Origin of the sequence: Bradyrhizobium huanghuaihaiense (assembly GCF_007830635.1) — a bacterium.
GTDB classification, from domain to species: domain Bacteria; phylum Pseudomonadota; class Alphaproteobacteria; order Rhizobiales; family Xanthobacteraceae; genus Bradyrhizobium; species Bradyrhizobium huanghuaihaiense.
The window spans coordinates 222,599-239,611 of record NZ_VLLA01000007.1 but is presented as its reverse complement, the minus strand read 5'-3'; the positions used below and the strand labels follow the sequence as shown (position 1 = coordinate 239,611).

The 17,013-nt window shown below is 65.5% G+C and carries 15 protein-coding genes; 10 read left to right on the top strand and 5 right to left on the bottom strand.

Going from position 1 to position 17,013, the window contains the following annotated elements; genetic code table 11:
• The first annotated feature begins 109 nt into the window (after positions 1-109).
• Positions 110-772 carry a class I SAM-dependent methyltransferase gene (locus tag IQ16_RS17295; protein ID WP_035666045.1) on the top strand — a complete coding sequence of 221 codons (663 nt, stop codon included), beginning with the start codon at positions 110-112 and terminating at the stop codon, positions 770-772.
• Between the two features lie 5 nt (positions 773-777).
• Here the strand turns inward: IQ16_RS17295 and pyrG are convergent, their stop codons facing one another.
• The 3 genes from pyrG to tpiA all read right to left on the bottom strand — a co-directional run bounded on the left by pyrG (position 778) and on the right by tpiA (position 3,857).
• Positions 778-2,409, bottom strand: coding sequence for a CTP synthase (gene pyrG, locus IQ16_RS17290; RefSeq protein ID WP_018642261.1), 1,632 nt, complete (start codon positions 2,407-2,409; stop codon positions 778-780).
• A 166-nt stretch (positions 2,410-2,575) separates the two neighbouring features.
• On the bottom strand, positions 2,576-2,962 hold the full coding sequence (secG, locus tag IQ16_RS17285) for a preprotein translocase subunit SecG (protein WP_018642262.1): 387 nt from the start codon (positions 2,960-2,962) through the stop codon (positions 2,576-2,578).
• Positions 2,963-3,101: 139 nt separating this feature from the next.
• A complete protein-coding gene (tpiA, locus tag IQ16_RS17280) occupies positions 3,102-3,857 on the bottom strand; it encodes a triose-phosphate isomerase (RefSeq protein ID WP_018642263.1) in 756 nt (251 codons plus the stop codon).
• 255 nt (positions 3,858-4,112) lie between these two features.
• On the opposite strand from tpiA, the gene IQ16_RS17275 reads away from it, so the two are divergent.
• From IQ16_RS17275 to moaC, 4 genes are read left to right on the top strand one after another with little or no spacing between them, the layout of a single operon-like run.
• Positions 4,113-6,011, top strand: a complete 1,899-nt coding sequence (locus IQ16_RS17275; RefSeq protein ID WP_018642265.1) for a SurA N-terminal domain-containing protein — start codon at positions 4,113-4,115, stop codon at positions 6,009-6,011.
• A gap of 14 nt (positions 6,012-6,025) precedes the next feature.
• Complete coding sequence (gene trpD / locus IQ16_RS17270; RefSeq protein ID WP_018642266.1) at positions 6,026-7,039, top strand: anthranilate phosphoribosyltransferase; 1,014 nt, start codon at positions 6,026-6,028, stop codon at positions 7,037-7,039.
• A 7-nt stretch (positions 7,040-7,046) separates the two neighbouring features.
• Entirely contained in the window at positions 7,047-7,868 is an 822-nt protein-coding gene (gene trpC, locus IQ16_RS17265) for an indole-3-glycerol phosphate synthase TrpC (RefSeq protein ID WP_018642267.1), read from the top strand.
• A 1-nt stretch (position 7,869) separates the two neighbouring features.
• Positions 7,870-8,388: a cyclic pyranopterin monophosphate synthase MoaC gene (gene moaC, locus IQ16_RS17260; protein ID WP_018642268.1), complete on the top strand. Its 519-nt coding sequence runs from the start codon at positions 7,870-7,872 to the stop codon at positions 8,386-8,388.
• A gap of 4 nt (positions 8,389-8,392) precedes the next feature.
• On the opposite strand, the gene IQ16_RS17255 is transcribed toward moaC, so the two are convergent.
• Positions 8,393-8,557, bottom strand: a complete 165-nt coding sequence (locus IQ16_RS17255) for a Flp family type IVb pilin (RefSeq protein WP_026311877.1) — start codon at positions 8,555-8,557, stop codon at positions 8,393-8,395.
• Positions 8,558-8,857: 300 nt separating this feature from the next.
• On the opposite strand from IQ16_RS17255, the gene IQ16_RS17250 reads away from it, so the two are divergent.
• Positions 8,858-11,578 carry a bifunctional diguanylate cyclase/phosphodiesterase gene (locus IQ16_RS17250; RefSeq protein ID WP_026311878.1) on the top strand — a complete coding sequence of 907 codons (2,721 nt, stop codon included), beginning with the start codon at positions 8,858-8,860 and terminating at the stop codon, positions 11,576-11,578.
• 178 nt (positions 11,579-11,756) lie between these two features.
• Here the strand turns inward: IQ16_RS17250 and IQ16_RS17245 are convergent, their stop codons facing one another.
• Complete coding sequence (locus IQ16_RS17245; RefSeq protein ID WP_018642271.1) at positions 11,757-13,094, bottom strand: S41 family peptidase; 1,338 nt, start codon at positions 13,092-13,094, stop codon at positions 11,757-11,759.
• Between the two features lie 295 nt (positions 13,095-13,389).
• Between IQ16_RS17245 and IQ16_RS17240 the strand changes: the two genes are divergently transcribed.
• From IQ16_RS17240 to IQ16_RS17225, 4 genes are all read left to right on the top strand, one after another.
• On the top strand, positions 13,390-14,523 hold the full coding sequence (locus IQ16_RS17240; RefSeq protein ID WP_018642272.1) for an alpha-hydroxy acid oxidase: 1,134 nt from the start codon (positions 13,390-13,392) through the stop codon (positions 14,521-14,523).
• Positions 14,524-14,531: 8 nt separating this feature from the next.
• On the top strand, positions 14,532-15,164 hold the full coding sequence (locus IQ16_RS17235) for an HAD family hydrolase (protein WP_018642273.1): 633 nt from the start codon (positions 14,532-14,534) through the stop codon (positions 15,162-15,164).
• A 155-nt stretch (positions 15,165-15,319) separates the two neighbouring features.
• Positions 15,320-15,514: a hypothetical protein gene (locus IQ16_RS17230; RefSeq protein WP_018642274.1), complete on the top strand. Its 195-nt coding sequence runs from the start codon at positions 15,320-15,322 to the stop codon at positions 15,512-15,514.
• Between the two features lie 230 nt (positions 15,515-15,744).
• A complete protein-coding gene (locus IQ16_RS17225; RefSeq protein WP_018642276.1) occupies positions 15,745-16,956 on the top strand; it encodes a molybdopterin molybdotransferase MoeA in 1,212 nt (403 codons plus the stop codon).
• Positions 16,957-17,013 lie beyond the last annotated feature (57 nt).

The following is a 17,013-nucleotide window of genomic DNA, read 5'->3' as shown; positions in this document are numbered from 1 at the left end:
AATTCGCATTCGCGCTCGACAGCGCAATGCTCTCGCAATGCGCTCCCGTGACACTGCATCCGTCTCACCTCTGATCTCAGGAGGTGCAAACCAAGATGCCGGAGTGCGCATGCCCAACGATTTTCTTTCGTTTTTCATGTCCTGGATGTCGTCCCCGCGCCGGGTCGGCGCGATCGCACCATCGGGTGCGGCGCTCGCCGATCTCATCACGCGCGAGATCAGTGCAACGACGGGTCCGATTCTCGAGCTCGGTCCCGGCACCGGCGCGTTCACCTACAAGCTGCTCAAACGCGGAGTCCGTCCGCAGGACCTCACGCTGATCGAATACGGCTCCGACTTCATGAAGCTCCTGCAGATGCGCTTTCCCGGATCGCGCGTGCTCTGGATGGACGCCGGCCGGCTTGCGACCGAGCGCCTCTATGACGGCGCCCCCGTCGGCGCGGTCGTGAGCGGCCTGCCACTGCTCAACATGTCGAGGCGCAAGGTGATCTCGATCCTCGGCGGCGCGTTCAGCTATGTCCGCCCCGGAGGCGCCTTCTACCAGTTCACCTATGGCATGAGCTGTCCGATCCCGCGGCCCATGCTTGACCGGCTGGGCCTGCGCGCAAAGCTCGTGGATCGCGCCCTGCTGAACGTGCCGCCCGCCGCCGTCTACCGGCTGACGCGGCGGCCACAGATGAAGCTGATCACGGGATCGCTCGCGCCTGAATCGTCAACGCAGGTCGCGCTGGCGCCCATGCATCACGCGCGCGACTACTCCGCCGCGCGCTGAAGCCGTCAGACCAGCCGGCTCTGCACCATCGCCGCCTGAATGAACGAGGCAAACAGCGGATGCGGCTCGAACGGCCGCGACTTCAGCTCGGGGTGGAACTGGACGCCGATGAACCAGGGATGATCCTCGTACTCGACGATCTCAGGCAGCACACCATCGGGCGACAACCCTGAGAATTTCAGGCCATGCTGCTCGAGCCGGTCCTTGTAGGCGGTGTTGACTTCGTAGCGATGGCGGTGGCGCTCGGAGATCTCGGTCGCGCCGCCATAGACCTGCGAGACGCGGCTGCCGCGGTTGAGCGCGGCGGGATAGGCGCCAAGCCGCATCGTGCCGCCGAGATCGCCGGCCTGCGAGCGCTTCTCGAGCTCGTTGCCGCGCAGCCATTCCGTCATCAAGCCGACCAGGGGCTCCTTGGTCGGGCCGAACTCGGTGGAGTTGGCGTCCTCGATGCCGACGAGATTTCGCGCGGCCTCGATCACCGCCATCTGCATGCCGAAGCAGATGCCGAAATACGGCACGTCGCGCTCGCGCGCGAACTGCGCCGCCCTGATCTTGCCCTCCGCGCCGCGCTGGCCGAATCCGCCCGGCACCAGGATGCCGTTGACGTGCTCGAGGAACGGCGCCGGATCTTCCTTCTCGAAGATCTCGCTCTCGATCCAGTCGAGATTGACCTTCACCTTGTTGGCGATGCCGCCATGCGAGAGCGCCTCGATCAGCGACTTGTACGCATCCTTCATGCCGGTGTACTTGCCGACGATGGCGATGGTGACGTTGCCTTCGGGATTGCGCACGCGCTCGTTGATCTGCTGCCAGCTGCGCAGCTCGGGCGGAATCCGCGAGCCGATGCCGAAGGCGGCGAGCACTTCGTCGTCGAGGCCAGCGTTGTGGTAGGCCTCAGGCACGGCATAGATGTTGTCGACGTCGCGCGCCTCGATCACGGCGCTTTCGCGCACGTTGCAGAACAGGCCGAGCTTGCGGCGCTCTTCCTTCGGAATCTCGCGATCGGTGCGGCAGAGCAGGATGTCCGGCTGGATGCCGATCGAGCGCAGCTCCTTCACGGAGTGCTGCGTCGGCTTGGTCTTCAATTCGCCGGCGCTCGGAATGTAGGGCAGCAGCGTGAGGTGGATATAGACGGCGTGATCGCGCGGCAGCTCGTTCTTGAGCTGGCGGATCGCCTCGAAGAACGGCAGGCCCTCGATATCGCCGACGGTGCCGCCGATCTCGACCAGCACGAAGTCGTAATCGTCATTGCCGTCGAGGACGAACTCCTTGATGGCGTTGGTGACGTGCGGAACCACCTGGATGGTCGCGCCGAGATAATCGCCGCGGCGCTCCTTGGTGATGATGTCCTGGTAGATGCGCCCCGTCGTGATGTTGTCGGCCTTGGTCGCCGGCCGGCCGGTGAAGCGCTCGTAGTGACCGAGATCGAGATCGGTCTCCGCGCCGTCATCGGTCACGAACACTTCGCCGTGCTGATACGGCGACATCGTCCCGGGATCGAGGTTGAGATAGGGGTCGAGCTTGCGGAGGCGGACCTTGTAGCCCCGGGCCTGCAGCAGGGCACCGAGTGCCGCTGAAGCCAGACCCTTGCCGAGCGAAGAAACCACGCCGCCGGTGATGAATATGTACCGCGCCATGGGACTTAACCTCTAATCCCTCGAATTCGATTCGCCAAAGCGATTCGTATTCCGCCCCAAAGATTTTGCGGGCCTGTGGGTGAGCCAAAACGAAGAGTGGTGACAGTGCCTTGATGGGGATTGTTGATGCAGGACGGTAGCCACCGCCCTGCATGGCCCCCCTGCTTTATTGCGAGCGCGGTACCTGCGGGCCGCTCGGGGCCGGCGCCTGCTGCTGCTCGTCGGCCTTCTTCAGCGTATCCAAGATGCCGCCCGAAGTCGGGGCCGTGATCGGCGATCCGCCGGCCGGCTGGCCCTGCGATGCGGGCGTGCCGATGATCGACGACGGCGCGCGGCTGTAGCCCGCGTGCCAGGACAGGAACATGCTGGTGAGGAAGAAGCCCGCAGCCAGGATAGCGGTGGTCCGCGTCAGGAGGTTCGCGGTGCCGCGGCTCGACATGAAGCCCGCGCCGCCGCCCATGCCGAGGCCGCCGCCTTCCGACTTCTGAAGCAGGACGGCGCCGATCATGACGGCGACGATCATGAGGTGGATGACGATGACAACGGTCTGCATAGTGTCCTTCCGTCACAAGCGGGCGGCGCCTGACGGCGGCCGATCGCGCTTCGCGGGTTTTCCTGAAGTTGCGCGGTGTTACACGATCGGAGGGGGCATTGCCACCCCCGATCGGCCCTGAACCAAAGCTTTGGGTTAGCTAGGGGCAGCCCTTGGCAATGGCAAGGAAATCGGCCGCCTTCAGGCTGGCGCCGCCGACCAGCGCCCCGTCGACGTTCTTCACGGCCATCAGCTCGGCCGCGTTGGAGGGCTTGACCGAGCCGCCGTAGAGGATTCGCATCTTCGCACCCTCAGCCTTGAACCGGGAGATCAGGAACTCCCTGATAAACCCATGAATCTGCTCGACATCCTGGACCGTGGGGGTCAGGCCGGTGCCGATCGCCCAGACCGGCTCGTAGGCCACGACCAGATTGGCCGCGGTCGAGGCATCGGGAAGCGAGCCTTGGAGCTGGCCGCGAAGGATGTCCAGGGTCTGGCCGGCGTCGCGCTGGCCTTGCGTCTCGCCGATGCAGACGATTGCCGTCACCCCTGCCCGCCAGGCCGCTTCGGCCTTCTGCCTGACCAGGGCGTCACCCTCGCCGTGATCCGCGCGCCGCTCGGAATGGCCGACGATAATGGCGGTCGCCCCTGCATCCGCCAGCATTTCGGCTGCGATATCGCCGGTATGAGCACCGGAGCTCTTCGGATGGCAATCCTGGGCTCCGACCGCGACCTTTTGGCCCCGCGCCTTATCGGCAAAGGCGGCGACCAGCGTCGCCGGCGGACAGACCAGCAGGTCGGCCTTGGCGACCACATCTGCCGCGCCATTGAGCATGGCGTCGAATTCGGCAGCCTGGGCCTTCAGGCCGTTCATTTTCCAGTTGCCGGCGATCAGCGGTCGGATGGCGTCGGTCATGTCAATTTCCAGCGATATGAGGTTTGTTCATGCGCTAGCAGAGGACCTGCCGCAGTTCCAGATTCTTGTTCTGACCCGTTTTCTGACGGAAAACGCTTTGGGGCTTTTAACCGCAGCTTCTCGCAGTCGCATGACCTGAGGTTGCGGGGGGAAAGCCGCCACTTTATGATGATCTATCAATTTGGTGACGCGCTTTTGCGGAATCTGCATTAAGACGCGCTCCCGTTCCCCTCCTGACCAAACAAGTTGGACCAAATGCTTCGAGGAATGCGCAAGGCCTCATCAAACTGGCTCGGCAAGACCATTATGGCCGTGGTGATGGGCGTGTTGATCGTCAGTTTCGGCATTTGGGGCATCGCCGACATCTTCAAGGGCTTTGGCCAGTCCACTGTGGCCAAGGTCGGCCGCACCGAGATCTCGCTGAACGAGTTCCGGCAGATCTATACCGACCGCCTGCAGCAGATCAGCCGCCAGTTCGGCCGTCCGCTGACGCCCGACCAGGCGCGCGCCTTCGGCCTCGACCGTCAGGTGCTACAGCAGACGATCGCCGAAGCCGCCCTCGACGAAGAGGCACGCCGGCTCGGACTCGGCCAGTCCGACGAGCAGATCCGCCAGGTCATCATGAACGACCCCAACTTCAAGGGCGTCGGCGGCAACTTCGATGCGAACCGCTTCCAGGCCATGATCCGCAATTTCGGTTACACCGAGCAGCGTTACGTCGCCGAGCAGCGCAAGGTGTCGCTGCGCCGGCAGATCACCGGCACGATCGGCGCCGGCCTCGAGCCGCCGAAGGCCATGATCGACGTGCTGACGCGCTTCCAGAAGGAGCAGCGCTCGATCGAGTTCGTCAGGCTCGACGCGGCCCAGGCAGGTACCATCGACGCGCCCTCGCCCGAGGCGCTGGCCGCCTATTTCGAGGATCACAAGGTTCAGTTCCGCGCCCCCGAATATCGCAAGATCGCCTTCGTCGTGATCTCGCCGGAAGAGATCGGCAAATGGTCCGAGGTCTCCGACGAGGACGCGAAGAAACTGTTCGAGCAGCGCAAGGACCGGCTCGGCACGCCGGAGAAACGCCAGATCCAGCAGCTTGTGTTCCCCAGCGTCGCCGAGGCGCAGGCCGCGCGCGAGCGGCTCGTCGGCGGAATGTCGTTCGAGGACCTCGGCAAGGAGCGCGGGCTCAGCGCCTCCGACGTCGATCTCGGGCTCGTGACCAAGTCCTCGCTCGACTCCGCGGTCGGGAATGCCGCCTTCGCGCTGCCGGCAGGTGAGATCAGCCAGCCGATCCAGGGCGCCCTCGGCACCTCCATCGTCAAGGTCGACAAGATCGAGCCGGGCAATGAGGCCGACTACGCGAAGCTTGCCGGCGACATCAAGCGCGAGATTGCGGCCGACCGCGCGCGCGTCAAGGTCGCCGACCTCCGCGACAAGATGGAAGACGAGCGCGGCGGCGGCTCCAGCGTGATCGACGCGGCGCAGAAGCTCGGCCTCACCGCCGTGACCATCGACGCCGTCGATCGCTCCGGCCGCGCCCCGAACGGCCAGCCGGTGGCCAACATCCCGCAGGGCCTCGACGTCGTGTCGCAGGCCTTCAACACCGATGTCGGCGTCGACAACGACGCGATCTCGTTCAAGGGCGGTTATGTCTGGTACGACGTGCTCGCCATCACGCCTTCGCGCGACCGTAGTCTCGACGAGGTCCGCGATCAGGTCGAGGCGCGCTGGCGCCAGGACCAGATCGCGACCAAGCTGAAGGTTAAGGCGACCGAAATGGTGAAGAAGCTCGAAGCGGGCGGCAAGCTCGCGGATGAGGCGGCCTCGATCGGCGCCAAGGTCGAGACCGCGACCGGCTTCAAGCGCGACGACTCGCCCGCCGGCGTGCCCGGCACCGTCGTGGCGGCCGCGTTCCGCACTGCCAAGGACGGCGTCGGACAGACGCCCGTGAGCGGCGGCAGCGAGGTGATCGTATTCCGCGTCACCGACATCATCGACCCCGCGGTCGATGCCGCCTCCGAGGCGGTCAAGAAGCTGAAGGACAGCCTCGACCGTGCCCTGACCGAGGAGCAGGTCGCCTCCTACGTCAACAAGCTTGAAACCGACATCGGGACCACCATTAATCAGGCCGCCTTCGCGCAGGTGACCGGCGCGAACCAGTGAGTTGAAAGCACGCGATGGACGACCTGAAATCGATCATTGGAAAAGTGGCGACCGGCGCCAGCCTGTCGCGTGACGAAGCCGCATCCGCCTTCGACGCCATGATGTCAGGCGAGGCAACGCCCTCGCAGATGGGCGGTCTGTTGATGGCGCTGCGGGTGCGCGGCGAGACCGTGGACGAGATCACCGGTGCAGTCGCGGCGATGCGCTCCAAGATGCTGACCGTGACGGCACCGCCCGACGCGGTCGATATCGTCGGCACCGGCGGCGACGGCTCCGGCTCGGTCAACGTATCGACCTGCGCCTCCTTCATCGTGGCGGGCGCCGGTGTGCCGGTGGCCAAGCACGGCAACCGCGCGCTGTCGTCGCGCTCCGGTGCTGCCGACGTCCTGGCTTCGCTCGGAGTGAAGATCGACCTCAAGCCGGAGCAGGTCGGGCGCTGCGTGCGCGAATGCGGCATCGGCTTCATGTTCGCCCCCGCCCACCATCCCGCCATGAAGAACGTCGGCCCGACCCGGGTTGAGCTCGCGACCCGTACGATCTTCAACCTGCTCGGCCCGCTGTCGAACCCTGCCGGCGTGAAGCGGCAGATGGTCGGCGTGTTCTCCAGGCAATGGGTGCAGCCGCTGGCGCAGGTGCTCAAGAATCTCGGCGCCGAATCCGCCTGGGTCGTGCACGGCTCCGATGGTCTCGACGAGATCACCCTCACCGGCCCGACCTTCGTGTCCTCGCTTCAGAACGGCGAGATCCGCAATTTCGAGGTGACACCGGAGGAAGCTGGACTGACGCGCTGCGAGACCGGTGCGCTCAAGGGCGGCGACGCCGACGCCAATGCGATCGCGCTGCAAAGCGTGCTCAACGGCAAGCCGAGCCCCTACCGCGACGTGGCATTGATGAACGCCGCCGCCGCACTGATCGTGGCCGGCCGTGCCAAGGACCTCAAGGAGGGCGTTGCGATCGGCACAAAGTCGCTCGACAGCGGCGCGGCGAACGCGCGGCTGAAACACCTGATCGCGGTCTCCAACGGCTGAGCCTGACATGTCGGATATCCTGACCAAGATCGAGGCGTACAAGCGCGAGGAGATCGCCGCCGCCAAGCGCGCGCAGCCGCTGTCGGCGGTGGAGGCCAAGGCCAAGGCGCAGTCCGCGCCGCGCGGCTTCTTGCGCGCGATCCGGGCCAAGCACGCCAACGGCGATTACGCGCTGATCGCCGAGGTCAAGAAGGCCTCGCCCTCGAAAGGGTTGATCCGCGCGGATTTCGATCCGCCTGATCTCGCCAAGGCCTATGAGGCCGGCGGCGCAGCCTGTCTCTCGGTGCTGACCGACACGCCCTCGTTCCAGGGCCATCTCGACTTCATGGTGGCTGCGCGCGCGGCGACCTCGCTGCCGGTGCTGCGCAAGGATTTCATGTTCGACACCTACCAGGTGGTCGAGGCCCGCGCGCATGGCGCCGACTGCATCCTGATCATCATGGCCGCGCTCGACGACGCCACCGCAAAGGACCTCGAAGATGCCGCCATCGCCCATGGCATGGACGTGCTGATCGAGATCCACGACCGCGCCGAGCTCGACCGTGCGCTGAATCTTCGTTCGCCGATGATCGGCGTCAACAACCGCAATTTGCGCACCTTCGAAACCACGCTCGCGACCAGCGAAACGCTCGCGCCGCTGATCCCCGAGGGGCGGCTGATGGTCGGCGAAAGCGGCATCTTCACGCCCGCCGATCTCGCCCGCCTCGAGCGGGTCGGCATGTCGACCTTCCTCGTCGGCGAGAGCCTGATGCGGCAGGCCGACGTCACCGCCGCCACGCGCACGCTGCTCGCGCGTGAGACCGGCGCTCGCGCGACGGGCACGCGCTGACATGGCGCGCAAGGCCTCCACGACCAAGCCATCGAAGACCAAGGCCGGCCCTGCCCTCACCCATATCGGCGCCTCCGGCGAGGCGCGGATGGTGGATGTGTCGGCCAAGCCCGCGACCGAGCGGCTCGCGGTCGCCGAAGGCCGCGTCGTCATGACCAGGGCGACGCTCGATCTGATCGTGTCCGGCAACGCCAAGAAGGGCGACGTGCTCGGCACCGCGCGCATCGCCGGCATCATGGCGGCAAAGCGCACCTCGGAGCTGATCCCGCTCTGCCATCCGCTCGCGCTGTCCAAGGTCACCGTCGACATCGAGCCCGATGCCAAGCTGCCGGGCTGCCTCGTCCGCGCCAGCGTCAAGGTGACAGGTCCAACCGGCGTCGAGATGGAAGCACTCACGGCCGTGTCGGTCGCCTGCCTCACCATCTACGACATGATCAAGGCCGTCGAGCGCGGCGTCCGCATCGAGGGCATCCATCTCGTCGAGAAGCTCGGCGGCAAGTCCGGCCATTACCGCGCCTGATCTTCTACTTCAGCGATGTGCTGATCGATCCGAACTTCAGCTTCAGCGTCGAGCCGAGATTGTTGACCACGGCGATGATCGCAAGCGCGATGCCGGCGGCGATCAGGCCGTATTCGATCGCCGTCGCACCGGATTCGTCGGCAATGAAGTTCTTCAAAACGGTTTTCACGATCAACTCCTCACTGTGTCGTTGGCAGGCATGTTCGCAAATCACGTGCCAATGGCGACTTGAGGATCGCCAACGCCTTAGATGGTTAAGCCTTGGTTGATCGCGGCATGGTCGGCAGGAACTGTCCGGCAGCGCAGGTGTCTTGCGGCAATTCCTGCACGGCTTGCTCCCGTTTTTCTGCGTGATGATTCATGTCGCATTAACCGCGCTTCCTAACTTCTGCTCCATACCGTTCCCGTAAACCAACGGATGTCTCGAGGATCAAGAATTGATCCTGGCGTGTGCGCGGCAGCGATCGACATGATGACGAAATTCGGCAGTCGCCTTTACGACCAGGCCTTCGCGCGCAGCGGACCGATCCGCTGGCTGGTCGTGGGCGGCACGCTGCTGATCGCCGCGATCGCCGTCGGCGCGACGCTGATGGCGCAGAACTTCCGCGAACGCGCGCTGCGTAATTCCGGCCGCGAGCTGGAAAACACCGTCTTGATGCTGGCCCATCATTTCGATCAGCAATTGCAGGATTTCGCGGTCATCCAGAAGGATTTCGTCGACCACGTCCGCACGATCGGCATTTCCAACGCGGAAGACTATCGCAAGCGCCTCTCGGGTCAGGACATCCACCGGATGCTGCGCTCGAAGATCGAGGCGCTTCCTTACATCGGCGGCGTCAACATCATCGATGCCGACGGCAATCTGATCAATTCATCGACGGCATGGCCCGCCCCCAAGGTGAACGTCGCCGATCGCGCCTATTTCCGCACCTTCAAATACGACCCCTATTCGCCTGATGTCCTGATCGAGCCGCTGCACAGCCGGATCTCCGGCGCCTGGACCATCCTGCTCGTGCGCAGGATCGTCGGCCCGAACGGTGAGTTCATGGGCGTGGTCGGACGCGGCATCGAGCCGGCCAATTTCGAGAAATTCTTCGAATCCGTGGTGCTCGGCGAAGGTGCGACGATCTCGATGTTGCATCGCGACGGCACGCTGCTCGCCCGCTATCCCCATTCCAGCGAATTGATGGGGCGGAATTTCAGGACCGGGCCCTTCGAGCAGCAGCGGGTCTTCGGGCTCGATCACTTCGCCGGACGCTTCATGAGCCCGGTCGACGGCGAGGACCGCCTGATCGCTTCGCACGCCCTGCCCCACTACCCGATCCTGATGATGGCCACGACGACACGCGCGGCGGCTCTGACGGACTGGCGCGAGCAGATCGGCATCCTGGTCTCGGTCGCCGCCTCTTCCGCGCTCGCCATCGCCGGCGTTCTGATCGCGATCGTGCGCAAGCTGCTGGAGCAGCACCGCCTCTCCAGGGAACGGCTGACGCTGGAGAAACAACGTCTCGACCGCGCCGTGAACAACATGACCCAGGGCTTGCTGCTGTTCGACGCGGACCGGCGGCTCGTGGTGTGCAACCAGCGCTACATCGACATGTACGGCCTGTCGGCCGCCGTGGTGGCGCCGGGCTGCAGCTTCCACGACATCATCGCGCATCGCAAGACGACCGGCTCGTTCACCGGCGACGTCGATCAATATTGTGAACGCGTGCTGCGCGACATTCATGTCCGCAATTCCATGGTCGTGGACACCGCCGACGGCCGCTCGATTCAGGTCCTCAACGAACCGCTCGTGGACGGCGGCTGGGTGGCGACGCACGAGGACATTACCGAGCGCCGGCGCATCGAGGAGCGCATCACCCACCTTGCCCATTACGACGCGCTGACCGATCTGCCCAACCGCGCCATGTTCCACGAGCATCTGCGGCAGGAGCTGGCCGCCATCGTCGATGGCGAAGAGGTCGCGGTCCACTATATCGACATCGACGAGTTCAAGGGGGTCAACGACGCGCTCGGCCATCTCGTCGGCGACGAGCTGCTGAAATCGATGGCAGCGAGCCTCAGCCGCTGCGCCGGTCCGACGGATTTCGTGGCACGGCTCGGCGGCGACGAGTTTGCCATCGTGCAGAGCGCGGTGACCTCGCCGGACCAGGTCAACGATCTCGTCGCCCGGATCTTCCAGGCCATCCGCACGCCATTCGACTGCATGGGCCATCATCTCACCAGCGACGCCAGCATCGGCATCGCACTGGCGCCGGGACACGGCACGGCGCTGGACCAGATCCTGAAGAACGCCGATCTTGCGATGTACGCCGCCAAATCCGCGGGACGCCGCACCTACCGCTTCTTCGAACCCGAGATGGACGCCAAGGTCCGCGAGCGGCGGCAGCTCGAGATCGACCTGCGCCACGCCATCGCGCGTGGCGGCCTCGAGGTCTATTACCAGCCTTGCCTCGGCCTGAAGGACGACCGCATCACCGGCTGCGAGGCACTGGTGCGCTGGCGCCATCCCGAGCGCGGCATGGTCTCGCCGGCCGAGTTCATCCCGATCGCCGAGGACACTGGCCTGATCAACGAGATCGGCGAATGGGTGCTGGCGACCGCCTGCCGGGATGCTGCCGGCTGGCCCGACGACATCCGCCTCGCCGTCAACGTCTCGCCGGTGCAGTTCAAGAGCGGCACGCTGGCGCTGAAGATCATGGCGGCGCTCGCCGCTTCCAACCTTCCGGCGAGCCGGCTCGAGCTCGAGATCACCGAGGCGGTGCTGATCCGCGACGATGACACGGCGCTCGCGATCCTGCACCAGCTCCGCGCCATCGGCGTGCGCATCGCGCTCGACGATTTCGGCACCGGTTATTCCTCGCTGAGCTATCTGCACCGCTTCCCGTTCGACAAGATCAAGATCGACCGCTGCTTCGTCGAGGATATCGCCGGCCCCGACGGCTCCGCCAGCATCGTCCAGGCCGTGGTCAACCTCGCCAGCGCCCGCCGCATGGCGACCACCGCCGAGGGCGTCGAGACCGAAGAGCAGCAACGGCTGCTGCGCACGCTCGGCTGCACCGAGATGCAGGGCTATCTGTTCAGCGCCGCAAAACCTGCCGACAAGATGCTGGAGCTGTTCGCGCTGCATCGCAGCCGGCTCGCCCGGCGCGAAGGCAGCGAGAGCCGCCGACGGGAAGCAGGCTAGATCGGAATGTCGCGAGCGTAGCCCGGATGGAGCGAAGCGTAATCCGGGTCCGTGTAGTGTGAATCCCGGATTGCGCTTCGCTCCATCCGGGCTACGGATCACCGAGACAATCCCCCAAACGAAATCGCCCGGGAGCGGTATCCACTCCCGGGCGATCGGTGTCTGGAGATCGCAAGGTCTAGTTCGGCACCGCGGCCTTCGGCGCGGGCTTTGAGGCGACGGCATTCGCGGTGACGCCGTGGAGGAAGTCATAGGCCGCGTGCAGGGCCTTGTCGTCCTTCTCTTCCGGCGGGACGTAGGACTGCGATCCGGTCTGCTCGGTGCCGTCGGCGGCTTGCAGATGGCCGCGCATCTGGGACTCCGCCATGGTGTCCATCCGGCCCTTCAGCTCGGGCGGCACATCCTGGAGGATCTCGATGTCGGGCGCGATGCCCTGGGCCTGGATCGAGCGGCCTGACGGCGTGTAGTAGCGCGCCGTAGTCAACGCCAGCGCGCCGTTGCCGGAGCCGAGCGGGATGATGGTCTGCACCGAGCCCTTGCCGAACGAGCGCGTGCCGATGATCGTGGCACGCTTGTGGTCATGCAGCGCACCGGCCACGATCTCCGAGGCCGAAGCCGAGCCGCCATTGACCAGGATCACGAGCGGCTTGCCCTTGGTGAGGTCGCCGCCATGCGCGGTGAAGCGCTGGGTCTCTTCCGGATTGCGGCCACGCGTCGAGACGACCTCGCCGCGCTGCAGGAAGGCGCTCGACACCGACACGGCCTGGTCGAGCAATCCACCCGGATTGTTGCGCAGGTCCATCACGTAGCCAACCAGCTTCTCCTGCGGCACCTGCTTGGAGATCGAGGCGATCGCCTTCTTCAGGCCGTCGGTGGTCTGCTCGTTGAACGAGGTGACGCGGATATAGCCGATATCGCCGTTCTCGACATGGAAGCGGACGGGGCGCACGTGGATGATCTCGCGCGTGATCGCCACGTCGAGCGGGGCGTCCGCGCCCTTGCGCACGATGGTGAGCTTGGTCTTGGTGTCGACCGGGCCCTTCATCTTGTTGACGGCCTGCTCGAGCGTCATGCCCTGCACGGCGTCGCCGTCGATCTTGCTGATGAGGTCGCCTGACATGATGCCGGCCTTCGAAGCCGGCGTGTCGTCGATCGGCGAGACGACCTTGACGAGGCCGTCCTCCATCGTGACCTCGATGCCGAGCCCGCCGAACTCGCCGGAGGTGGTCTCCTGCATCTCGGTCCAGGCCTTGTCGTTCATGTAGCGTGAATGCGGATCGAGCGAGGTCACCATGCCGGTGATCGCGCCTTCGATCAGCTTGGAATTGTCCGGCTTCTCGACATAGCTCGCCTTCACCCGCTCGAACACTTCGCCGAACAGGTTGAGCTTGGAATAGGCATCGTCCGCGCCCGCCGCCGCCCTCGCCGCCCATAGTCCGCCCTGCGGACCGGATACCAGAAGGGTCAGGCACACGCCGGTGAGCGCGCCAAGGGGGAACAGCAGGGATTTCCGCATGGAGAGTTAGCCTTCTTGCTCGGGGCTCGGGAGCCGCCATGCAAATGGCGATCCAGCCCGGTTCTCACAATACCATTCAGGTTTCTTCAAGGCCGGCCCGCAACGCCGGCGGGGCACCTGCAAAAATCCCTTCGTCCCGGCCTAAACTTTTGGCAACGTTCCGAAACCGTCTCGCGCGAAAGACGGGACTCGGTCGGCCGGCCCGCGCTTCGCAGCTATGCGATTTTAGGATGGTTTTGGAGAGGCGGACGGGTTAGGCGATGACACAAGGCTTCAAATTCTCGGGAGGACAACAATGAACGAAGCGCCCCGCATCCGGCCGGAACGGAACGTTGAACTCGGCGCCAGCAACGAGCCGTTCCAGAACCTGCACGAATTCATCCGGAAGGCGCGCGCCAACCTCAACCAGAATGCCTGGGACTATATCGTCGGCGCCGCCGAGACCGAGACCACGATGCGCCGCAATCGCATGGCGCTGGACGAGATCGCCTTCCGCCCGCGCGTGCTGCGCGACGTCCGCAAGGTCGACGGAAGCGTCGAGCAGTTCGGCCGCAAGATGCGCCTGCCGGTGGTGCTGGCCCCGGTCGGCGCGCTCGAGATTTTTGACCCGGATGGCGCCGCGAGCGTCGCACGTGCTGCCGGCACCTTCGGTGCGGCGCACATGCTGAGCTCGGTGTCCGAGCCCGGCCTGGAGAAAACCGCCGAGGCTGCCCCCGACGCGCTGCGTCTCTACCAGCTCTATGTGCGCGGCGATGACGCCTTCGTCGCCGATGTCGTCAGCCGGGCCGAGAAGAACGCCTACGCCGCCTTCTGCCTGACCGTGGACACCGCCCATTACAGCCGTCGCGAACGCGACATCGCCAAGCGCTACGTTCGTGAAAGCCGCCTGCGCGCCACCGGCGGCGACTACCAGAAGGGACTGGAGTGGCGGACGGTGAAGATGATCAAGGACAAGTTCAAGATCCCTCTGATCCTGAAGGGCATCGCCACCGCCGAGGATGCGCAGATCGCGCTCGATCACGGCGTCGAGTGGATTTACGTCTCCAACCATGGCGGCCGCCAGCTCGACCACGGCCGCGGCGCCATGCATGTGCTGCCTGAAATCGTCGACGCCGTGAAAGGCCGCGCCAGGATCATGGTCGATGGCGGCTTCTGCCGCGGCACCGACATCGTCAAGGCGATTGCGGCAGGCGCCGACCTCGTCGGCATCGGCCGGCTGCAATGCTGGGCCCTGGCCGCGGCCGGCGAGGCCGGCGTGACCCGGATGCTGGAGCTGCTGGAAGACGAGGTGCTGCGCTGCCTCGGCCTCTTGGGCGCCACCTCGTTCGCCGAGGTCGGCAGGTCCTGCCTGCATCCGGCCACCGCGACCAACGCGCCGAGCGTGTTCAGCGCGTTCCCGCTGTTCGAGCACGATCCCTATCGATACTGAGTGAAAGGATGCAGGTGACCCCGCTCTCTCCCGGCAGCGCAGACGCGCTTCTGTTCGATCTCGGGCGCGTGGTGCTCGACATCGATTTCTCCAGGGCGATCGCCTGCTGGGCGGGACACGCCGGCTGCAAGCCTGAAGCCATCGTCGCGCGCTATGTGCGCGACAGCGAAGCCTACCGGCTGCACGAGGTCGGCAAGATCAGCGACGCGGACTATTTCGCCTCGCTGCGCTCATCACTCGGGATCGCGATTTCCGACGCGCAGTTCCTGGAGGGCTGGAACGCGATCTTCGCCGGCGAGATGCCTGACATCGCGGAACTGTTGCCGCGTGCGGCGAGGCGGATGCCGCTCTACGCCTTCTCCAACACCAACCGGCCGCATGTCGACCATTTCTCGAAGGAATATGCCGGCCTGCTCGGCCATTTCCGCGAGCTCTACCTGTCGTCCAGCATCGGCCTGCGTAAACCGGACGCGGAGGCTTTCGACCATGTCGTGGCCGCTATGGGCGTGCCGGCGAGCCGCATCGTCTTCTTCGACGACCTCGCGGAAAACATCGAGGGGGCACGGGCGCGCGGGCTGACCGCGGTGCATGTGACCTCGCCCCGTGACGTCGGCGATGCGCTGAAGCAGCTCGGGATTTGACGGATCCGCCTCCCGGCAGGTGCGGTTCCCTGGAACTCGTTTGCCAAATATGAGGAACCAAATCACTTTGTGCATTTTTGTACAAAGTTCCGGGAACGGAATCTGCCCTTCCGGACTCTTGAGTCCGTTGGGACTTCTACATTGGACCGATCGACGTGCTGGGCAAATCCTACCTCACCAAGCAAGCCTCTCTCCTGCTCGAGTTCGCAAGAACCACCTCGGACTCCGACCTATCCGCCAAGTTGATCAGCAAGGCCGCCGACCTGAAATCCCAGGCCGACCCGCTGCCCGACAAGGACCAGGGTCCCAAAGCGCCGGATGTCAGTCCGGACGCGCCGGCAGGGAGTTGACCGATGCTGGCCGTGGCGCTCGTTCTTCTCGTGCTTGCCATGGCCGTCCTCGTGCCGGTCTGCCTCGCCTTCCGGATCATGCCGCGGCGGATTTGACGTCCATCTTTCGCGATAGAGCGAACGACGCAGGCTGAATCATCCTGCATCTCCCCTGTTTTGCCTCTGCGGCCGCACTCGGCTAGAACTCTCGCCGCCGATTTGCCGAACGTGCTCAGCAGGAGTTTTCACCCGTGGCTTTGATGCCGGTATCTGACGCGCTTGCCGCGGTGCTTGCCGGCGCGGAGCCGCTGCCTGAGGAGACGGTCCCCCTCGACCAGGCCTACCACCGCGTGCTGGCGCGCGACATCGCGGCGCGGCGTACGCAGCCGCCGCAGGCGATGTCGGCGATGGACGGCTATGCCGTGCGCACGGCCGACGCGGCGACGATCGATTCCCAACTGACGGTGATCGGCGAGGTCGCGGCCGGGCGGCCATTTGCCGGGTCGGTCGGCGCCGGCGAAGCGGTCCGGATCTTCACCGGCGGCGTCGTTCCCGCCGGCGCGGATGCGGTCGTGATCCAGGAGGATACGGTCGCTGACGGCAAGCGCATCACGATCAAGGAAGCGGCGATTCCCGGACGGCACATCCGGCGCGCCGGGGTCGACTTTGCCGAGGGCGACGTGCTGCTGCGCAAGGGAGCCCGGCTCACCGAGCGCGATCTCGCACTCGCCGCCGGGATGAATCACCCGCACCTTCCGGTCCAACGCCGTCCCAAGGTCGCGATCCTCGCCACCGGCGACGAGCTGGTGATGCCGGGCGCAACGCCCGGCCCCGGCCAGATCGTCTACTCCAACGGCTACGCCCTGCACGCGCTCGCCCGCCAGGAGGGCGCCGATACCGTCGATCTCGGGGTTGCCGCCGACACGCTGGAAGCCACCGCCGCCGGGATCCGCCGGGCCCGCGAGAGCGGCGCCGACATCCTGATCACGAGCGGCGGCGCCTCGGTCGGCGACCACGATCTGGTCCAGCAGGCGCTCAAGGCCGAGGGCATCGCGATGTCGTTCTGGAAGATCGCGATGCGGCCGGGCAAGCCGATGATGCACGGCCGGCTCGGCGCGATGCGCGTCATCGGCCTGCCCGGCAATCCCGTGTCATCCTACGTCTGCGCTTTCCTGTTCATGGTGCCGTTGATTCGCGCGCTGTCGGGCCGCTCGGTGATTCATCATCGCCGCGAGCACGCCGTGCTCGGCCGCGACCTCAATGCCAACGACCAGCGCGAGGATTATCTTCGCACGCGCCTGGAGCGGCGCGACGACGGCACGCTCATGGCCCTGCCCGTCAATCACCAGGATTCTTCGCTGCTTGCGAATCTCGCTGCGGCACAGGCACTTCTCGTGCGCGCGCCGTTCGCGCCCAAGGCCGAAGCCGGCTCGCCCTGCGAGGTGCTGCTGCTGCCCGTATGAACGCTGTCACCACACGCGTTCCGCGAACTTTGTCGCGTTCACGGTAAATTAAGCAGT